Annotated in this window: 9 protein-coding genes and 1 other annotated feature; of the genes, 7 read left to right on the forward strand and 2 right to left on the reverse strand. The window is 34.9% G+C overall.

Going from position 1 to position 16,031, the window contains the following annotated elements:
* Nucleotides 1–119 precede the first annotated feature (119 nt).
* Complete coding sequence (gene gdhA, locus A5880_RS15705; RefSeq protein WP_086332018.1) at nt 120–1,466, forward strand: NADP-specific glutamate dehydrogenase; 1,347 nt, start codon at nt 120–122, stop codon at nt 1,464–1,466.
* Between the two features lie 295 nt (nt 1,467–1,761).
* Complete coding sequence (locus A5880_RS15710; RefSeq protein ID WP_086332019.1) at nt 1,762–3,111, forward strand: glucose-6-phosphate isomerase; 1,350 nt, start codon at nt 1,762–1,764, stop codon at nt 3,109–3,111.
* Nucleotides 3,112–3,827: 716 nt separating this feature from the next.
* Here A5880_RS15710 and A5880_RS15715 read toward each other — a convergent pair.
* Both A5880_RS15715 and A5880_RS15720 read right to left on the reverse strand, forming a co-directional pair.
* Nucleotides 3,828–5,297 carry a helix-turn-helix domain-containing protein gene (locus A5880_RS15715; RefSeq protein WP_336577239.1) on the reverse strand — a complete coding sequence of 490 codons (1,470 nt, stop codon included), beginning with the start codon at nt 5,295–5,297 and terminating at the stop codon, nt 3,828–3,830.
* Nucleotides 5,298–5,574: 277 nt separating this feature from the next.
* The gene (locus A5880_RS15720) at nt 5,575–5,886 is read right to left on the reverse strand and encodes a hypothetical protein (protein ID WP_086329994.1); all 312 of its coding nucleotides are present in this window, start codon (nt 5,884–5,886) and stop codon (nt 5,575–5,577) included.
* A gap of 311 nt (nt 5,887–6,197) precedes the next feature.
* Between A5880_RS15720 and lepB the strand changes: the two genes are divergently transcribed.
* The 5 genes from lepB (at nt 6,198) to pheS (ending at nt 16,027) form a co-directional block, all read left to right on the forward strand.
* Complete coding sequence (lepB, locus tag A5880_RS15725) at nt 6,198–6,743, forward strand: signal peptidase I (protein ID WP_086329995.1); 546 nt, start codon at nt 6,198–6,200, stop codon at nt 6,741–6,743.
* A 127-nt stretch (nt 6,744–6,870) separates the two neighbouring features.
* A complete protein-coding gene (locus A5880_RS15730) occupies nt 6,871–10,446 on the forward strand; it encodes a PD-(D/E)XK nuclease family protein (protein ID WP_086329996.1) in 3,576 nt (1,191 codons plus the stop codon).
* Nucleotides 10,439–14,236, forward strand: coding sequence for a helicase-exonuclease AddAB subunit AddA (gene addA / locus A5880_RS15735; RefSeq protein WP_086329997.1), 3,798 nt, complete (start codon nt 10,439–10,441; stop codon nt 14,234–14,236). Before A5880_RS15730 ends, addA begins: the two co-directional genes overlap by 8 nt.
* A gap of 67 nt (nt 14,237–14,303) precedes the next feature.
* On the forward strand, nt 14,304–14,648 hold the full coding sequence (locus A5880_RS15740; protein ID WP_086329998.1) for a winged helix-turn-helix transcriptional regulator: 345 nt from the start codon (nt 14,304–14,306) through the stop codon (nt 14,646–14,648).
* A gap of 41 nt (nt 14,649–14,689) precedes the next feature.
* Nucleotides 14,690–14,900: a binding site (T-box leader), on the forward strand.
* A gap of 80 nt (nt 14,901–14,980) precedes the next feature.
* Complete coding sequence (gene pheS / locus A5880_RS15745) at nt 14,981–16,027, forward strand: phenylalanine--tRNA ligase subunit alpha (RefSeq protein WP_086329999.1); 1,047 nt, start codon at nt 14,981–14,983, stop codon at nt 16,025–16,027.
* The last annotated feature ends 4 nt before the right edge of the window (nt 16,028–16,031 follow it).

A 16,031-nucleotide genomic window follows, 5' to 3' on the forward strand; every position in this document is an offset into this window, starting at 1 on the left:
TGGTAGTTTAACACAATTTTCAAAACTTTTTCTACTTTTTTTGCAATTCAGAGTAAAAAATTGTGGAAATTTTCAGAATTTAGGTTAAAATAGGATTATAACGATGAGAGGGTGATTAAATGGAAGCAAAACAGTACGTGGAAGAGATTCAAAAAAAGATTCATGCAAACGATCGAGGACAAGTGGAATACTTGCAGGCAATCGATGAATTTTTACCAACGGTCGAGGTTTTTTTAAAAGAAAATCCAGCATTTATTGATGCGAATATTTTGGGTATTTTGATTGAACCAGAGAGAATGCTGCAATTTAGAGTGCCTTGGCAAGATGATCAAGGCAACTGGCAAGTAAACCGTGGATACCGAGTGCAATATAATTCTGCGATTGGGCCTTATAAAGGCGGCTTACGTTTCCATCCTAGCGTGAATTTAAGTGTAATGAAATTTTTAGCCTTCGAACAAATTTTTAAAAATAGCTTGACTGGCCTACCGATTGGCGGCGGTAAAGGCGGAAGCGATTTTGATCCTAAAGGGAAATCAGACGGAGAAGTGATGCGCTTTTGCCAAAGTTTCATGACTGAACTACAAAAGCACATTGGGCCAAGTACAGATGTACCTGCTGGTGACATTGGTGTTGGGGCAAGAGAAATTGGCTATTTATTCGGAATGTATAAACGTTTGAGAAATTATGATGCCGGTGTTCTTACAGGGAAACCATTAGGGTATTGGGGCAGTGAAGCGAGAACAGAAGCTACAGGTTATGGCTGCGTATATTTTGTAAAACACCTATTAAACGATTTAAATGAGTCATTTAAAGGAAAAAAAGTTGTTGTTTCAGGTAGTGGAAATGTTGCGATTTACGCAATGGAAAAAGTAAAAGAATTAGGTGGGACAGTTCTTACCTGTTCTGATTCTAACGGGTTTATTTATGATCCTAATGGCATTGATGTTGAATTAGTAAAAGAATTAAAAGAGAAAAATCGAGAACGTATTTCTAAGTATGTTACTACTCACAAAGAGGCTACGTATTATGATGGTCAATCAGTTTGGGATTTTGAAATCGCGTATGACATTGCTTTGCCTTGTGCGACTCAAAATGAGATCAATGAGAAACAAGCGGACCTCTTAGTCAAAAATGGTGGTAAAGTGGTAGCAGAAGGGGCAAACATGCCATGTACATTAGATGCAGTGGCCGTGCTAGATAAAGCAGGGGTGCTATATTGTCCAGGTAAAGCAGCTAATGCAGGAGGTGTAGCAGTCTCTGCATTAGAAATGAGCCAAAACTCTGAGCGTTTGTCTTGGTCATTTGAAAAAGTCGATAGTATGCTGGATGATATTATGCAGAATATTTATCAAACATGTCGTGATACAGCCAATAAATATAATGCGCCAAATAACTTTGTTTTAGGTGCAAATATTGCTGGGTTTGAAAAAGTGGCTCAAGCAATGCTAAGTCAAGGTTTGGTCTAGTTGAGAACCAAAGGGAAATAGTTGTTTAGATCCTAGTTTTTGAATATCTATATATAGAATAATGAAGAATAAAAATGATGTAAATCGTCATGATTGTTCTTCATTTTTTCTAGCACGAATGACAAATCTAGTTAAGCTTAAAAGCTAAACAATTCATTTATCCTACACTGAAATAGCAGTCTTTTTAAATGAATTAAAATAAAATTGGTACAGACACTCATAATTTGCTTGAAAAATGCTTAAAAAGAACGTAAAGTAGATACTGTATTAACTTTAATTTCAAGGAGGAGAAGGAATGTCACACATTCAATTTGATTATTCCAATTTAACATCATTTGTTGCTGATCATGAATTGGAATACATGCAGACACAAGTGACTGCAGTGGACAAAGCATTAAGAGAAGGAACTGGAGCTGGAAGTGATTTTACTGGCTGGATTGATTTGCCGGAAAATTATGATAAAAACGAATTTGACCGTATCAAAAAAGCGGCTAAAAAAATTCAATCTGATTCAGAAGTTTTAGTTGTAATCGGTATCGGTGGTTCTTACCTAGGTGCCAGAGCAGCAATTGAATTTTTGCATCATTCATTTAATAATTTATTACCAGCTGAAGAAAGAAAAGCACCACAAGTATTTTTTGCTGGAAATAGTATTAGTTCAACATACTTAGCTGATTTGATCAATGTTATTGGTGATCGTGACTTCTCTGTCAATGTGATTTCAAAATCAGGTACAACAACAGAACCTGCAATCGCATTTAGAGTTTTTAAAGAATTGTTGATTAAAAAATATGGTAAAGAAGAAGCGAACAAACGGATTTACGCAACAACTGATCGTGCGAAAGGTGCGGTTAAAGTTGAAGCAGACGCTGAAGGCTGGGAAACATTTGTGATTCCTGATGATGTTGGTGGACGCTTCACTGTATTGACACCTGTAGGTTTACTGCCAATCGCAGTGAGTGGAGGCGATATCGATGCCTTAATGACTGGTGCGAACGATGCACGCAAAGAATATGCAACGACAACTGACTTAAGTAAAAACCAAGCATATCAATATGCTGCGCTTAGAAATATCTTATATCGTAAAGGTAAAACAACTGAGATGTTGATTAACTATGAACCAGGCATGCATTATTTTTCTGAATGGTGGAAACAACTTTTCGGTGAATCAGAAGGAAAAGACCAAAAAGGAATCTTCCCAGCAGCGGCAGATTTCTCAACTGACTTACATTCTATGGGACAATACGTTCAAGATGGTATGCGTAACTTATTTGAAACAGTAGTAAAAGTTGAAACGCCAAGACATGTAGTATCAATTCCTGAATTAGCAGAAGATTTAGATGGTTTAGGTTATTTACAAGGGAAAGAAATTGATTTTGTAAATACAAAAGCATTTGAAGGAACCTTACTTGCTCATACAGATGGCGGCGTGCCAAACATGATCGTTAAAATTCCTGCGATGGATGCTTATTCATTAGGGTATGTAATGTACTTCTTTGAAATCGCAGTTGGAATTTCTGGTTATTTAAATGGTGTAAATCCATTTGACCAAGAAGGTGTTGAAGCGTATAAGAAAAACATGTTCGCTCTTCTTGGTAAACCAGGCTTTGAAGACTTAGCAAAAGAATTGAATGCGCGTCTGTAATATAGGTTTTTAATAGCAAATTAGGTATTCTAGTGGTACAAACATGTATGCACTAAAAACGGAATAGTGGTACTTTTGATGGTACAAAAAAAAGGAACTCTCTTTATCTAGAGCGTTTCTTTTTTGCTTTCTAGATAATTCATTTTCCCAAAAGCGTTTATTTTAACTTCTAAAATCTAAACATTTAATAGTATACTCAGTAGGGAACAAGGAATTGAGAAAATAATTTTTTATCCTTTAGATATAACGTAGTAAAAGGACTGTATAATATATTAGAAGAAACTAAATTAGTATTAAGTCATCTTGATCAGATCTACAGTTTTTATCAATGGTCTATAGGAATAGTTATTCTCATTGGATTGCTGTTTTTTTCAAGAAGACTAGCAAAAAAGATAAGGAAGCTTTAGAGAAAGCATTCTCTGAGGAAAACGATATTGGAAAGATATTTCTTATTTAGTCAATAAATTGTACTAGACTAATCGTATTGAGCAAAACAAGAATTTCTAAGAAAGGCTTAATGAAAAAACTAAATCGACAAAAGTTTTCTTAGAAAAATGTAGTGACTACGTTGAGAATACTTACGTAAGCTAAGATCGAACCATAGAGTCGTGAGTATCCATTTTTTTAAGGATAGTAATAGCTAGAAAAAAATGCTTTTGAAGGAGATATCGAGTTTGATACCGCTCAAAGGCATTTTTATTTATATAGAAGTGGTTCTAGGTTCCTTGTTTTAACTTAAATAAAATCATCTGGATACAAGAAAATAATTCATACCATGTTTGTTCATCATAGACATCAGAAATGTAAAAAACTTTTTGTTTTGTCCGTTCCTCCCTTGGTTCGAAACAGTCTATTATGACAAGGTCAGCGTCTTCTAGACATTCAGTAAAACGAATCGTTTTCGGATTAAAGATTGTCATTAGTTTGTTTTCTATATATACTGTACCGATGTTATTTTTAGAGTATTGTATATAAACGGATAAAGATGGGGGAGAGAAAGTTTCCGTTAAAACAGTTAACAAAACGCGTAATCCAAAATCTGCTGAAATTGGAACAGGAAAATCCGGATGTTCTTTACGAAACGTTTCATAAAATGCATTGATTTCACGGTTTTCTTTTATTGAAAGCTGGTTTGATTTTTCTTTATTGAAAGATGCTCTAAAAAATTGAACAGGACTCATTGAAAAATAAGTAGATTGAATCAAGCCAATCAATAGGTAGTAAAAGATGATTGCTTTTTGTTTTTTTTCAATAGATGAATTGGGATAAAATTTCTTTTCATACTCGTTTGTTAGGAGATCACAGGCTTTGATTAGAGGTAAATCTCTCGGAAATGAGTCATAAAGTCTGATTTTATCCTGTAAAGTATCAATTTCAGAAATATAGCACCTAGCAATTAAATTAAAAAACAGAATTTCATCTTCAGATGATAGAAAGGGTTCAACAAGTTTAGACACATCATTCGTTGTTGCAAAGCTTTTTGATAGCTCTTTGATTTTTTTAGGCAAACGGATTGGATGAGCTGATTGTCTTACCATAAACAAGCCTACCATAAATTCTAAACGTTTAATAACAGAGTCAGAATAATTTTTCTTTAATGTTGCAAAATCAACACTCGCTGAAAAGTGTTTCATATTTTGAAAATTATAAGGCCACGCAATTCCTCTGTATACACTCCAAAAGAAGTAAAAGTTGAACATTCGTATGAATTTTTCTTTTCCTTGGAAATTAGTAGTTGGGTGGAAAATTATTTTTAAAGGAAATATTTTTAATTCTTCATTTATAATAGTAATATTTTTATATAAATGTGGGGGACTTACATATAATTTTTCCGCCAAATCTTCAACAGAATCATAGTGATTCAAAAGAAGTTCCAAAATAATTTTAAATAAGAGTGATTCTTCGAAATAGCTAAGGCGTAGACGAATGATTAAATAGTCCATATCATGATCCGAATGATTTTGGATCAAACAGCCACCAGTTCTTTTTATTAAGATGACATGTTGTAGATAGTTATTTTTTTTAATGTCAGTTGCTAGCTCTTCTAGATATCTTTTCAAGGTGCTCAAAGAAATGTTCAGGAAATTTTGTAAATAAGAGAAAGAAATTTCTTCGTTTTCTCTATATAATAATTCGGTAAAAAGTTGTATTTTCTTTTTGCTTTTTTCATTTAATAATTTTTCCATTTCATCGTTCCTTTTTTTCTATCTTTTTTCAAATTATAGGAACAGAATGATTTAAAGTCAAACTATTTGGACAGTATCACATATAACAATCATTATTTATTTTTTTAATACAAAAAAAATATTAATTTCTAAGGTTATATACAAAAATAATGTTTTTAAATGCGGACGGACAAGCGTGCTCTAGATTAAAACCCACACAATAACGATTCATTCATTGTGTGGGTTTATGAAGTTCTTGAAAAGTTTGATCTTTTTGTAGTTAAAATGGCAGAGACTGTTATTTAAAATGATCATCTTTAGGATACGGAAGAACATGGAATGTTTCATCCTCGGTGTTGAATGTGTCAGTTGAAGTAGACTGATTAGTGTGGTCGTGGTCATAATTTTGTTGAAAATCATCCTGATCAGCAAATGTATTCGTAGAATCAGTCTGATGTTGCGCTAACCGTTCTTTTGCTGCTAATTCTGCTTGCTGTGTTTTATTCTGGCGATTGCCGCCAGTACCCGTAAAGGTCAAATAGATAATTAAAGCGATCATAATTAGGGTTAATATAATTAAACCAATAAACATGCCAAATGTTATAAACATGATAGGAAACCTCCTCTTACAAACATATTATACCTTAGTTTATCAAATGTTACTTATACAGTCATCTACTTTTCTTTTACATTAGAAATTAATTGACTATAGTACCATCTAGAAAAGGATATTTTAGGAGAAATGCTTTATTAAGTTATATGAAATCACAAAGATGGTGGGTGCTTAGATTTTTTATAGTTTTATGAAACGATTAAATAGACTATTATTAAGATATACATTAAAATTTGGATAAAAGGAAAAGAATCCTGTATGAATTACATTGTTTGTGGTAAAATATGGGAAGTAAGTTTTTTGGAGGAATGAGTTTGAAATCTAAAGAGTTATTACATACAGTTTTGTTTTTCATCGGCTTAGCGACAGTACTATTTTTATTGAGACAATTTGTTTTTACACCAGTTATCGTTAAAGGTCATTCAATGGATCCAACATTAGCTGATGGTGAGCGAGTAATTGCATTAAAAAATACCGAGATCCAACGTTTTGACATCGTAACATTCCCAGCACCGGATGAACCAAAGAAAAATTACATCAAGCGTGTCATTGGGTTACCTGGAGACACTATTGAGTATAAAGAAGATCATCTATATATTAATGGTAAAGAAGTCAAAGAACCCTACTTGGATGAGTTTAAAGGGGCGTTAACGGATGATGAACCATTGACGTATAATTTTACATTGACTGAAGTGACTGGACAAAAAAAGGTCCCCAAAGGTGAATACTTTGTAATGGGAGATAATCGCCGGAATTCAAAAGATGGACGAATGATTGGATTTATCCCTAAAGAGAAAATTTTAGGTGATGTTAAATTTGTTTTATGGCCGCTAAATCGTTTTGGAACGATTTAAATGAAGTAAACATTCAAGAAAGCTCTCTTTTAAGTAAGAGGCTTTTTTTGTTAGGTAAGTCAAAGGGATCCTTACATACAATTTATGATAAACTAAAGACACGAGATGGTTTAAAGGAAGTGACGAAATGAGTGTACAATTTATTCGCGGTACTGCAGAGATGGATTTAGAAGTAGAACTTTTACAAGCATCTATGAAATGGCTTCAAAAAGATGACAAGAACGAAGTGTTTTATTTAGTGCCTAACCATATAAAGTTTGAGCAAGAGGTCAGTGTTCTTAAACGGATTAAGGAGATGCAAAAAAATGATACTGAATCGATTGCTACAATGCGAATCCAGGTGTTCAGTTTTTATCGTCTAGCTTGGTATTATTTGCAACATACTCAATATTATAGCTCAGAAGCATTGACAGATGCTGGCGCTGCGATGGTGTTTAGAAAAATTTTATCAGAAAAAGAAGAAGCGTTAAACGTTTTCCGTGGCGAGATCAATAAGGCAGGGTTTATTCAGCAACTATTTGATCTTTATCAAGAAATGAAAGCTGGAAATATTGATATAAATGAGCTAGCCACGTTTTTATCACAAGAGCAGTCAGAAAGTAAAGAGCAAGATTTACAGTTGAAAATTAAAGATATTCAATTAATTTTTTCAGAGTTTGAACAGAAAATGAGTCAATATGGTATTAAGTCAGCTGAAATCATTCAGTATTTAACAGAATATTTAGAGACCAAAGATTTAAGTAATGTGCTATTTGTGATCAATGGCTACCATCAATTCACTGCTAGAGAGCTAAAATTGCTTGATGTTTTGATGAGACGTGGCGGAGAAGTAAAAATTTCGCTAGTTTTGGATAAAAAGTATCCGAATGAACAACCATCAACGATGAATTTATTTTATGAAACGGGTGCCACGTACTATCAGGTTTATCAACTGGCAAGAAAGTCAGCTGTTGCAATATTACCGGATCATATAGAAAAGGCAAACTACTTAACGACAAATGCTGCTCTTCAAACACTTGAAACATACTGGGCAAAAGCACAAGAAAACCGACCAAAACAACAGCCTCTTTTAGAAAATGAGGGTCTTCAATTTTGGTGTGCAGAAAATCCGAAAGAAGAAATCAATCAAATCGCTAAAGAAATCAGAAGATTGGTTGTTGAAGAGCACTATCGTTATCAAGATATTCAGTTGTTAACAAGAGAGCTGGATAGTTATGAAACTTTGATTGCCCCTTTGTTTTCATTACATGAAATTCCTGTTTATTTGGACCGAGATATGGCGATGGAGCAGCATCCTTTAGTTGAGTTTATCCAATCGTTATTTTCGATCCATGCCTATCACTACCGCTATCGTGATGTCTTGCGCTTTTTGAGAACAGAACTCTTTTTCCCAATGGACGATCCAACTTCAGTTGAAGAATGGTGTATCCAGCGAAATGAATGGCGCAAAAAAATTGATGTGACTGAAAATGTTGTTTTGGCTTATGGGTACGAAGGCTATCATTGGGAAAAAAAAGCGGATTGGCGTTTTATCCGCTATGACTTTGAAACAGAGGAACAAGATGATACTGAATTGATTGAAAAAGAATCGAACGATGTACGTAAAATGATTCAGCAAACAGTTCCAACATTTTTCAAAAAAATCGAAAAAGCTAAAAATGGCATAGAAGCAGCAGAGTATTTTTACCATTTTTTAGTCAATAACGGTGTAGAAAAGCAATTAATGATGTGGCGAAACCAAGCAATTGAAAGTGGTCAGCTGGAAGATGCGAGAAATCATGAACAAACGTGGGAAGCCTTAATGACTTTATTTGATGAATTCGTAACGATTTATGGAGAGGATTCCTTTGATTTAGCAACATTTGAAGAGGTCTTTTCTAGTGGATTGGAAGGATTACGTTACAACAAAGTGCCGACAGCTATTGACCAAGTTCAAGTACGTGCACTAGATTTAGCTCGACCAGGTCAGGCGAAAGTTATTTTTGCTATTGGGCTGACGGATCAAGTTTTACCGCAAAAATTTGATAACAAGACTTTGCTTTCTGATGAAGAAAGATTGGTTGTGAACGATCAATTAGATGATAGTCAATTTTTATTAAAAGATACAAGGAAAAGCATTGCTAAAGAACCCTTTAATGCATATATTATGTTTGCATCTGCGACAGAGCACTTGTATCTTTCTTATCCAAGTGTGAAAGATACTGCCAAAGATGTAAAAGTCTCTCCATATATAGCAAATATTCAACAAGATTTAGGCTTGGTAATGCAAAACCGAAATGCATTAACGATTCTTGATGATGGACAGATTAGTTTGCAACATGTGGGGACTTATCGAACATTGATTGGTGAGTTAACCAACTTGAAGCGTCAGAGGAAAGAGACACAAGAAGGGATTTCACCGTTTTGGCTGGAGTTGGAACGAGAGTTATTCAATCAGCCGCAAGCAGATTTAGCGAGACATGTATTTGAAAGTTTGAATCATCAAAATCTGCCTGAAAATTTAGTGGAAGAATTAGCAGATGAATTATATGGCAAAAAAATCTATACCTCTGTTTCTCGAATGGAAAGCTTTTATCGCTGTCAGTATCAGTATTTTTCACGTTTCGGACTAGGATTAAAAGAACGAGATGTCTTCGGCTTATCACCAGCAGCAACCGGCGATTTTTTCCATGAAGCGCTTGATCAGTTTTTTAAATTGCTAATTATGGAAAATAAGCAGTTATCCGAACTGAGTGACCAAGAAGTTAATGAATTTACAGAGAAAATATTGAATGCTGTATTTGGCGAGATAAAATTTTCTATTTTGGATACATCCAATCGTATGAACTATATTCGATATCAATTGGGACAAACAATCAAAAAAGTCAGCTGGGCGTTAAAAAAACAAAGCGAACGTAGTGGTATGAGCACCGTTCAAACAGAAGTATTGTTTGGTCAGTTGGCAAGCCAAAAAGGGATCAAAGGCCTTGAATTGCCTTTAAACAATGGGGGTAATATCAATGTAAGAGGGAAAATCGATCGTCTAGATCAATTAGTGACACCTGGTGGCGTATATCTTGGAGTAGTTGACTATAAATCGAGTCATAAGAAATTCAATATTACAGAAGCATACTATGGTTTAGCTATGCAGATGTTAACTTATTTAGATGTTGCGTTAATGGATGCGGTGAATTTAGTTGGACAAGCAGCTAAACCAGCAGGTTCCTTTTACTTACACGTGCATAATCCAATTTTACCTTACGAAACAGAAGATAAAAAAGAAGGGCAACTATTAAAGAAATTTCAATTTGATGGGTTGTTATTGAATGATCCAGTCCTGCTAGAAAATTTAGATAAGAGTTTACAAGCGAAACAATCATCATTAATTTATCCAATAGAAGAATCAGCGAAAGAGCTAATTAAACCTGGTCGTCGCCAGGAAGATAAATTTGTGACAGAGCCTGAATTGACAGCGTTATTGACACATAATCGTAGTAAATTTATCGAGGCTGGGAATCATATTACTAGTGGTGAAATTGACTTAAACCCAGCCTATCAAGGGAAGGAACGAATTGCTTGTCGTTTTTGCCCATTCAGAAGTGTTTGTAATTTTGATGTGATGTTAAAAGAAAATAACTATAATCGGATTGAAACGTTATCGAAGAATGAAGTGATGAACCGATTGATTGAAACTAATCAAGAAGGAGGCGATATAAATGACTAAAGAGATTCCTTTACGTCCAGAAAATGAACAGTTTACAGATAATCAATGGCAAGCTGTTTTTGATGGGGATGAAAATATCTTAGTCTCAGCTTCTGCTGGTTCTGGTAAAACAACTGTCCTTGTTCGGCGGGTAATTGAAAAGTTGAAAAGTGGTGTCGATATTGATCGACTACTGATCGTGACTTATACAGAAGCAGCAGCGAAAGAGATGAAAGAGCGTATTCAAGTTGCTCTTCAAAAAGCGATCAGTAATGAAAGTGAACAAGCACGTAAACAACACTTTATTAAACAATTAAGTTTATTGCCCACAGCCAATATCAGCACACTGCATGCTTTTTGTTTAACTGTGATTCGTCGTTTTTATTATTTGATTGAAATGGATCCAGTCTTTCGATTGTTAACGGATGAAACCGAGATTCTCTTGTTAAAAGAAGATGTTTGGGATGAGCTTAGAGAAGGTTTCTATGCGGAAGACAGTGAAATGTTTTATCAATTAACCAGTAACTTTTCTAATGATCGTAGTGATGATGGATTAACCCGATTGATATTTTCTCTTTATGATTTCGCCAGAGCGAATCCAGATCCTAAAGAATGGTTGCAACACTTGGCTAGAGCATATCGAGTGGAAGGGAAATTGGGAGATTCCGACTTATTTCAAGAGTTTTTAAAACCGCAAATGATGGAAAGTTTATTACGCTGTGTGGATCGTTATGAAGAAATGATCCGTTTAACAGAAGGAGTAGAAAAACTAGAAAAAATAGTTGATCTTGCTAGAAATGAAAAAGAGTTTACAGAAACGTTTACAAGCCAATTAGCAGATAACGATTTAGAGACTGCTTTTGAGATTTCCAAAACGATTACGTTTGATCGATATCCTAGCATACGGGCGGAAGAAGTAAAAGAACTTGCCGTCCAAGCTAAAAATTTACGTGAACAAAATAAAAAAGCGTTAAACGATATTATAGCAAACTTGTTTACATTATCACCTGATCAAATGAAAAAAATCATGGCACAAGCAGCTCCTATTGTAGAAGAAATGAGCACAGTAGGTGAAGCTTTCATTGATGAATATAGTAAGCAAAAATTAAAAAAAGGTTTAGTTGATTTCAATGATTTAGAACATTTCACTTTAGCGATTTTAGCAAAAAAAATAGAAAATGAATGGGCTGCAACAGAAGCGTCTAATTATTATCGAAATAAATTTGATGAAGTACTGGTTGATGAATATCAAGATATCAATCGATTGCAAGAAACGATTCTTTATTGGTTACGAAAACCATTATCTTCAGATGGAAACTTGTTCATGGTTGGGGATGTAAAACAGTCAATTTATTCGTTTAGATTAGCAGACCCAACGCTTTTCATTGAAAAATATAATCAATATGGTCAAAATAAAGAAGGAAAACGAATCATTTTAGCTGAAAATTTCCGCTCAAGAAAAAATGTTTTGGATTTTACTAACTTAGTTTTTGAACAATTGATGGATGAGAAAGTCGGGCAAATCGCTTATGACCAGGCTGCGAAATTGGTTCATGGATTTGACCAATTTCCTGAAGCTGAAAATTACGATACGGAAATTCTGATTTATGAGAAGAAATCAGAAACCCCAGAAGAACCTCTTTTGCTTGATGGCTCGCAAGTGATTTTAGAAGACAAGACAGAAGGCGAACTGCATATGACAGCGCTCAAAATCAGAGAGCTGATTGATAACCAGTTTTTAGTGTATGATAAGTCGACGAAGAAAAATCGTCCGATTACGTATAAAGATATTGTCTTACTTACGCCGACAAAGAAAAATAATTTAACGATTTTAGAGATATTCAAATTAGCTGGAATTCCGATTCAGGTCAACGATGCGCAAAACTATTTTCAAGCAACAGAAGTACAAACAATGGTGGCTCTTTTACAAATTATTGATAACCCGTATCAAGATATACCTTTGGCTGCAGTGTTGCGTTCTCCGATTGTGGGATTGAAAGAAAATGAATTGGTTACGATCCGTTTGATGGCTAAAAAAAGTTCGTATTACGATGCTTTTTTACTTTTTAATCAAGAAAAAAACGTCAAACAAAATCAGCAAAAACTTCAAGAAAAAACACTGCAATTTGCGGCTTGGTTGGAAAAGTGGCGAGAAATTGCTAGAAGAAATCAATTGGCAACACTGATCTGGGAAATTTATCAGGATACTGCCTATCTAGACTATGTTGGAGGAATGCCTGCTGGCAAGCAAAGACAAGCGAATTTGTATGCGCTAATTGATCGAGCAGCTGGTTATGAACAAACAAGTTTCCGAGGTCTTTTCCAATTTGTTCGCTTTATCGAAAAAATGCAGGAAAAAGATAAAGATTTAGCTGAACCTGTCATTTTAAGCGAAGAAAATGCGGTTCGTGTCATGACGATTCACGCAAGTAAAGGGTTGGAGTTTCCAGTAGTCTTTGTGTTAGATATGACAAAAGAATTTAATCTAGGTGATTTAAATGAACGTTATATTTTTGATGATCGTTTAGGCGTAGGGATTCGTTACCTTGAGCCAAAGGAACGTATGCTCTATGAAACGTTGCCATTTTTAGCGATTAAACAAGCAAAGTTGAAGAAATTACTTTCAGAAGAAATGCGAAAACTTTATGTTGCCCTAACGCGTGCGGAACAAAAACTTTACCTAATCGGCTCTTATAATGACCAAGAAGCAACTTGGAAGGAATGGTTAAAAGTCAGTGATGTTCAAACAAAAAGTCTACCAAGTGAAAACCGGCTACAAGGGAAGAGCAGCTTGATGAACTGGGTTGGAATGAGTTTGATTCGTCATCAGAAAATGGCGGAATATCAAACAGCATTTTTAACTGAACATGTTCCTGGAATTAGTGAACATCCTGCAAGTTTTAGTATAGCCTTTATGACAGATAAAGAAATTCAAGAAAAGTTTGCTGTACTTCAATTTGGTGAAACAGCTTCTGTAAAAGAGGAAAATCACAAAACTGCTCATTCAAAAGAAGTAGAAAAAGGGATCCGTCGTTTAGAGTATAAGTATCCATATCAGTTATCAACACAAACGACGAATTATCAATCGGTATCTGAAATCAAGCGTGTTTTTGAAGACCCTGACAACAAAGAAATTGCTAAAATTGAATTAAATAAAGAAAATACTATTCAACCAACATCCATGATTGTCCATCGAATGAGTGATGGTGAATTGGGTAAACCACGGTTTCTTGAGTCCATCCGTAAACCGTCAGCTGTAGAGATCGGGACAGCAACACATTATCTATTACAGTTATTAGATTTAACAAAAGAACCAACAAAAGAAAGCATTGAACAATTATTGGCGGAGTTAATTCAAGCGAAAATCATTCAAGAAAATGTTGGCGCACAAATCAATATCGATCGAATTTTAACTTTTTATCAAACAAACCTAGGACAGATGCTACTAACCAATCCAACTCAAGTTGTCCGGGAACAACCGTTTTCAATGTTATTAGGTGCTAAAGAGATCATTAAAGATTATCCTGAACAAACAAAAGACGATCTGTTGATTCATGGAATGATCGATGGATTTATTGAACAAGAAGAGTCGTGTATTTTATATGATTATAAAACGGATTTTGTAAAAAATACTGAAAATCCACAAGAAATATCGAAAATTATTCAACGGTATATAGGACAATTAAATTTATATCGCAAGGCCTTGGCACAAGCGACAAATAAACCAGTGACCAAGGTATATTTAGTCTTATTATCTGCTGGGATTATTATTGATATGGATAGTGAAAAAATAATAGAACGAATGAGTTGAAAAATGAAAGCAAATTTACTTACAAATTGTAAGTTGTGTGCTATACTCATGTCACGAGGTGAGGAAAATGGATCAAGTAAAAACAACAGATTTTTCATTATGCCCCAAATTCGAGAAAGCTTTTGCGATTTTAGGAAAAAAATGGAATGGTTTGATCATTGATGTTTTGTTGGAAAGAGGTCCTCAACGATTTGGTGAGTTAAGACAAAAAATTCCTGAACTTAGCGATCGAGTATTAGTTGAGCGTTTAAAAGAACTTGAAGCTGAAGGAATCATCACAAAAGCAGTTCGATGCGATGAGAGCAGCCGTCTAGAATATTTCCTCACGAATAAAGGAAAAGACCTACAGCAAGCAATGGAACAAATTCAGTACTGGGCAGAAAAATGGGTAACAGCAGAAGAATGCAGTTGACCTAACGCTTAATATCTTGTAAACTGTAATCAATTGAATAACAAAAAATGTTGATGGAAAAGAGTAATTTGGCTAGATACGTAGAAGGGAAGATCTGTCTTAGACTGCAAACAGATCACGTATCGAAAAATGAAGTTCACTTCCGGAGTTTGTTTGTTCCAAAGAGATCAGACCGGTGAAAACCGTTATAAGAATTGAGTGCATGATTTTTTATCATGAATTAGGATGGTAACACGATAGCTCGTTCCTTTATAAAGGAGCGGGCTATCGTTTTTTCTGTTCATTTTAAGTCAACTCAATTTGATTATCAAGCAAAAGAAAGGAATAGAATAATGACATTAAAAGCTCAATTAGAAGCTTTAAGAGATGAAACCTTGACGAATATTAAAAATGTAGTCGATCTTAAAGCTTTAAATCAAATCAGAGTAGAAACACTAGGAAAAAAAGGACCTATCACAGAAGTGCTAAGAGGAATGAAAGACTTGTCTGCAGAAGAACGTCCAGTTGTAGGAAGTTTTGCAAATGAGATTAGAGATTTATTAACTGAAGCGCTTGAAGCACGCAAAGAAGTGTTGGAGACAGCAGCTCTGAATGTAGCATTAGCAAAAGAAACGATTGATGTGACTTTACCAGGAAAACAAACAACGCATGGTACGCGTCATGTGTTATCTCAAGTAATGGAAGAAATGGAAGATATTTTTGTCGGCATGGGTTATCAAGTTGTCGAAGGCTACGAAGTAGAATCTGATCACTATAATTTTGAACGGATGAATTTACCTAAAGATCATCCAGCTCGGGACATGCAGGATACATTTTATATCTCAGATGAGATTTTGATTCGTACGCATACATCACCTGTGCAAGCAAGAACAATGGAAAAGCATGATTTTTCAAAAGGGGCATTACGGATGATTTCTCCTGGGAAAGTATTCCGTCGAGATACCGACGATGCTACCCATAGTCACCAGTTCCACCAAATCGAAGGATTAGTAATCGATAAAAATATTACAATGGGTGATCTAAAAGGAACCCTTGAAGTTGTGATGAAAAAAATGTTTGGTGAAGACCGTAAGATTCGTCTTCGTCCTAGTTATTTCCCATTCACAGAACCGTCCGTTGAAGTAGATGTTAGTTGCTTTAAATGCGGTGGTTCAGGCTGTAACGTATGTAAACAAACAGGGTGGATAGAAATTTTAGGTGCCGGTATGGTTCATCCAGATGTTTTAAAAATGTCAGGAATCGATCCTAACGAATATAGCGGATTTGCTTTTGGTTTAGGCCCAGATCGAGTGGCAATGCTACGTTATGGTGTGAATGATATTCGTAATTTCTATCAAAATGATTTGCGTTTCTTAAATCAGTTCAAGGTAAAGGAGTAATCGA

Source organism: Enterococcus sp. 4G2_DIV0659 (assembly GCF_002140715.2).
Taxonomy (GTDB): domain Bacteria; phylum Bacillota; class Bacilli; order Lactobacillales; family Enterococcaceae; genus Enterococcus_L; species Enterococcus_L mansonii.